A 5,453-nucleotide genomic window follows, 5' to 3' on the forward strand; every position below is an offset into this window, starting at 1 on the left:
TTAATAAGGCTTCAGGTGGAAGGCTACTTATCACCCTTCTTACTAGAACAATTTCTAGCCTATAAATCTGGGGGGACAAACAATGAAAGAAAATAACATTAGATATTTCCCAGGTCAGGAGAAAGGAATAATCCAAATACTTGTTAAGCGCTCAGATACAGAAGAATCTGTACAACTCAGATTTGACTTGGAATTTGACGATCAGGAATCATAACTATTTAAGTTTAACCGTATAAAACCCACCGCTTTCTGTCAAAGATGAAATGCGGAGGTGTGTTTATGCGGAAGAAAATTAATATACAAACGGAATCTGAGATGAATCCTGTAGCTGATATTTGGATGCAGCATTTAATCCAGCGAATCATTGTTGAGCAATTAGATGTACCTCATCGGCTCCAGGCGAAGTTACTTTATCAAAACAACGTAAAGGAAAGAATCAACAATGGTTCAAACAATTAAAAACAAAAACAAGTATAAGGTCTTTTTTCGAAGGGTGAGCACCATTAACCAAGATTTAGCTATGCAGGAGTCTGCTGATGCTATATACCGAGAGAATTACATCCCCGATGAGATATTGATTATGAATGAGGATGGCGTTTCTGCTAACAAACTCGATATTGAGAAACGGCCACAAATGAAAAAACTTATTCAATTGATAATTAATGATCAAGTCGATACTATCTATGCCTTTGATCGTTCAAGATTGTTCCGGGACTTTTATGAGTCAACCTATTTTATTTCACTGTGTAAAAAACATAAAGTGAAGATTTTCTTAACATCATCGGGGAACGGTCAGCAGGCAACAGATAGCACACTTCTTGAAGGTGTAATGAACATTGTGAGTGATGTTGAGGGAAAAAACATTGCTAGGAGAACCGAAGAAGCCCGGAAAAGATATCCTCCTCGCAAACTTGGATATATAAAGCAAAAAGAGACCAAACAATATAGTAAGGACCCAGCGAAAAAGGATGCTTTACTCTTATATTTTTCGGCAATCAGAGAAGTTACAACACACAAAGATTTAGAACAAACTTTAAAAGAATTTAATAAAATTCTCAAAACCACTCCAAATCGGTTATTAAAAATTGCGCAGGATCCTTTTTATGCCGGTTATGACCTGACCACTGGAAAGAACAAACTTTCACACGTTGATCCTTACCTTAGCTATGAAGAATTCCAACAGTTACAAGCAAATAATACCGTAATTTTATCCTATAAGGAGATGGAACAGTCTCTAAAAAATCAGAACGTCTTTGGTGTTTGTTGCGGCATTTGTAGAATGCCAATGAAATTTCACTTTAATGTCCCGGATCAAAAAGCTTGGTATTCCTGCTCACGTAATCATCCAAAAACATTTATAGCAAATGAAGATTTATTCCTTATTATAGAAAATTCTTTGGAGAGAATAATTGAGCGGTTAGATACAGAACAACTTCTTAAAGATTCAAAGCACTTTTACAATTTAATCCGCAAAAATACTGAGAAAGAACTGAAAGCATTAGAAATAAAAAAACACAACTTGATGGAAAAAATCATTTTTGAGACAAATGATTTTAGCAATTGGAGAGAAAACTCTTACTACGTTGAATTGACTAGACTAGAAAACTTGCAAAGGAATTTCCTTAAACAAATTGAAGAAAAAAGAGTCCTGTTATTAGAAAATGAGAACTTAGCGAGGCTAGTAAAAGATTATTTACATAAATGTAGGCAAGCAAATTCCTTTTTTCTTACTTCGATGCTTATCAAGAAATTATATATTTATCCGAGTGAGGTAAACATTGTGGTTAGTAAATTTGACTATCTCCAAGATTTTAAGAATCTATACGTTTTTAAAGGAGATGAATTACTTTGAAATTATCATTTGCTTATATACGCCGTTCCTCCTATAAGCAACAAGATAATAACAGTGTTGAAATTCAGAAACAGCATATTCAGGAATTCGCAAAACGGAATAACCTTTCTGTCCCTAATGAACTAATTTTCATTGAAGACGTTACTAGTGCTTATTCCAAACGTGCAGCTCAACGAAAACAATTAATGAAAATGGCGGAAAAAATGGTTGAAATGAATATACCGACCGTTATTTTCCACGATATTTCTCGAATGGATCGTACTGGTTATTCATTCACGATTGATTTTTACCGCCCTATGCTAGAAAAACTGCCGGAACTTGAGGTCTACACTACGGATTCAAATAAACCTCTTGATCCGGAAGACATTAGTATCAAAATGAAATTCTTATTATTCCAACACGAATCGGAAGTAAAATCAGAACGTGCAGTAGGTAACTTAACTGCTGATTTAGAAAACGAAGAAACATTTAGACCTGGATCAACAACTCCCTTTGGATATAACCAAATAAACAAACAATTGGAACCAAATGAAAATGCAGATATTGTATCCTTCATTTATTTTCTCTCTAGCTGGGGGAAATCTTTACAAAAAATAGCCACAATCTTAAATGAAGCAGAGATTCCTTCACCTAAAGGCGGAATATGGCGGTCTAGTACAGTTGAAAACATACTCAAAAACCAAGTTTATACAGGCAAGTTAATCTGGGATGTACATAAGAGAAAAGATGATGGGCAAAAGAAATTCATTTTTGAAAAATCACATCAACCTATTATTAACAAATTCCATCTTCAATTAATTCAGCAAAATAATCATCTGCAAAAAACATTTGGTCGGATAGATACACCTTTTTTATTTTTAAACAAAGTGAAATGCAGAGATTGCGATCAGCCTTTAAGCACACAGAATGGCTCTACTAAAAGAAATGGATTCAAATACGACTATCATTACTATGTATGTAAAAGTTGCGGATATAAAGTTGACATTCAAGAAGTACACAGCAGATTTATCCCAGAAATACTAATTCGTGTAAAGGAGTTAATTTCAACAAACCAAATAATATCTATGACATTAGCTTCTATAAACGAAATGATGATGAAAGTTGAACAAAAAATTGAGACCAAGAATCATCTGCTACAAAAACTCGAGAAAAAATTTAAGTTAGCGAAAGACCTCCAAGATCGAGAACTTGAGCTTAAAATATTTGATTTCATTCAACAATACAAAGATTCATTAAAAGAGTGCACGAGTTGCAAAGAATCTTTAAAGACAACTTATAACCTTGTGGAAACTAATCAGTTCTTTCCAAGATTTAATGAAATTCTTGACCATCAATTAGGTTCAGACGAAAAACGACTAATAATATTGTATTTTGTGGAGTGCCTAATTCTTTCGAATGACAAGGAACCCCAAATACGTTTTAAATCGAATATTTTCTCCAATCTGATTGATTCACCTTTTGGATGAAGTACCGAAACTAAGAAGAGTATCTTTGGACAAAGAACCGAACATATTTCTCTTTCAGAAACTCTGTCAAATGATTGTTTAACTAGAACCCCTATTACTAGGGGTTTCATCTAAGACTTGTTCGGTACTTTATCCAGATTGGTATACCATTCTGGATACAAAACCGAAAAGTCATCATCAGTATGGACAAAGAACCGAAAATTATACCTAACAAACTTAAATTAAGGAGCAAATCAAAATGACATACACACAATCGCCTTTATATCCTGAAAATATGGTCAATACTATGTACATAAACCCACCAACATCTCAATACTACAAATACCCTATTGGTGGTGATCGTACATTGAGATGTGCAATTTATGCTCGGGTTTCGACCGAGCTCGATTCTCAAAAAACGTCCATTGAAAATCAAATAGATATTTTCCGTCATTTTGCTGCTCAAAGGGGTTGGGAAATCGTTGAAATTTACACCGATAAGAAATCAGGAACAAAGGAAAATCGTCCGGGTCTTAAGAAATTAATCGCGGACGGAAAGGCCGGAAAATACGATTTAATCTTGGCAAAAGAACTATCACGACTTGCTAGGAATGGCCGCTTATCCTACGAGTTGAAAGACACTATTTTGGAGCATAACCTACACATCATTTGTCTTGATAATTCCATTAATACCCTGGAAGGAAATGATAAAAATTTCGGTTTATTTGCTTGGTTGTATGAAACTGAGTCTGCCACTAGCAGCTTTAGAAATAAAGAAGCCAAAAAAGCAAAATCAGAACGAGGACTTTTCATTGGTTCAAATCCTCCATACGGATATAAAAGCGAAAAGGGAATCCTGAAAATTAGAGATGATGAAACTCCTGAAATTGTCCGCAGGATATTCAGCAACTATCTTGAAGGTAAAGGAATGGACTCAATAGCTAAGTCATTGACGTCTGAAAGGATTCCTACACCCTCACAAGTTGCAGGAAAGTCAAATGCTTCAAGTCTGTGGCACGCATCAACGGTTAAAAATATTTTAAATAATCGTCATTATACAGGTGACCTTGTACAAAACCGAACGGAAACAATTTCGGTTACCAGTACTAAAAGAAGAGAATTTGATAAGGAACAATTCATTTCTCATCAGGATACTCACGAAGCGATTATTTCAAAAGAAACTTTTAATTCCGTTGAAAAAATGCTGCAACACCGAACCCGTGTTAATACTGCCCCTAAAAAGCATCTTTTTACAAACTTATTATTTTGTGAAGAGTGCGAAAAAGGAATGTGGTATAAGGGCAACCAAAGAGGTTACCGGTGCGGCGGAAATATTAAACACGGCGATACCTTTTGCGTAAATCAAGTAGTTGTACGGGAGAAGGAACTTAAGAATATAATTCATAATGACTTAAAAGAACTTTTTAAATCATTTAAAAACGAGTCCCTTTTGGAAACTTTACAAAATAAATTGAGCACTAAGAAGCGGCAGATTAAAAATGAGATAGAAAAAGTCGAAAAACACTTAAAGGATTTACGAAAGAGAAAATTGGATTATGTAAATTTGTATACAGATAATCTAATATCTAAGGAAGACTTAGTTGAATATAAAGAGCTGTCAGATCAAAGTGTTAAAGAACTAAATCAAGCATTAAACGACCTTCAAGAGAAGCTTAAAGAGTGTGAAGGTGAAAATTACACCTTCGACTTGGGAAGCAAACTAAAGGAGTTCCTTTCCCTTACGGAACTAACTCCTCAAGTTCTACATTCCCTTGTCGAAAGAATAACTTGCAACAGCCAAGGTGATATCAGGATCCATTACAATTTCGTAAATCCTTTTCAGGAATCTTAAAGGCAACGCCCGAAAGGGTTAGTTGCCTTCTTTTAAAATGAGTTGCGAGATACACTCCACGTGTTTGGACTGTAATTGATAACACAAAGGGATGTTGTTGGATTTATCAACTTTTTTAGAGTATTTTCCCTTTACCAAATTCAATTATTATATTGAGTTTAGATAGAAAAGCTCTTTCTTTAAGTGGACTTTCATTAAGAATAAAGAAACAATGTAGCAATAAATGGATGAATGTTATTTTTCAATTTCTTTTTTTTCACCAAGAACCGCTTCTCTAGTTTTTTCTACTCTAATAGTTGATTCT

5 protein-coding genes are annotated in these 5,453 nt (G+C 34.5%); all 5 read left to right on the top strand.

The genetic code is table 11. The features are described from left to right. Positions 1-82 precede the first annotated feature (82 nt). The 5 genes from V7083_RS21015 to V7083_RS21035 all read left to right on the top strand — a co-directional run bounded on the left by V7083_RS21015 (position 83) and on the right by V7083_RS21035 (position 5,149). Positions 83-214 carry a hypothetical protein gene (locus V7083_RS21015; protein WP_335481639.1) on the top strand — a complete coding sequence of 44 codons (132 nt, stop codon included), beginning with the start codon at positions 83-85 and terminating at the stop codon, positions 212-214. Positions 215-279: 65 nt separating this feature from the next. Then, complete coding sequence (locus V7083_RS21020) at positions 280-459, top strand: hypothetical protein (protein ID WP_335481642.1); 180 nt, start codon at positions 280-282, stop codon at positions 457-459. Further along, positions 443-1,852 (top strand): recombinase family protein, encoded by a 1,410-nt coding sequence (locus V7083_RS21025; protein WP_335481645.1) that lies wholly within the window; start codon positions 443-445, stop codon positions 1,850-1,852. Before V7083_RS21020 ends, V7083_RS21025 begins: the two co-directional genes overlap by 17 nt. Beyond that, positions 1,849-3,318, top strand: coding sequence for a recombinase family protein (locus V7083_RS21030; RefSeq protein WP_335481648.1), 1,470 nt, complete (start codon positions 1,849-1,851; stop codon positions 3,316-3,318). Before V7083_RS21025 ends, V7083_RS21030 begins: the two co-directional genes overlap by 4 nt. Positions 3,319-3,556: 238 nt before the next feature. After that, complete coding sequence (locus V7083_RS21035) at positions 3,557-5,149, top strand: recombinase family protein (protein WP_335481651.1); 1,593 nt, start codon at positions 3,557-3,559, stop codon at positions 5,147-5,149. Positions 5,150-5,453: the final 304 nt, after the last annotated feature.

The organism is Bacillus sp. JJ1764 (genome assembly GCF_036962145.1).
In the GTDB taxonomy this organism is placed as follows: domain Bacteria; phylum Bacillota; class Bacilli; order Bacillales; family Cytobacillaceae; genus Neobacillus.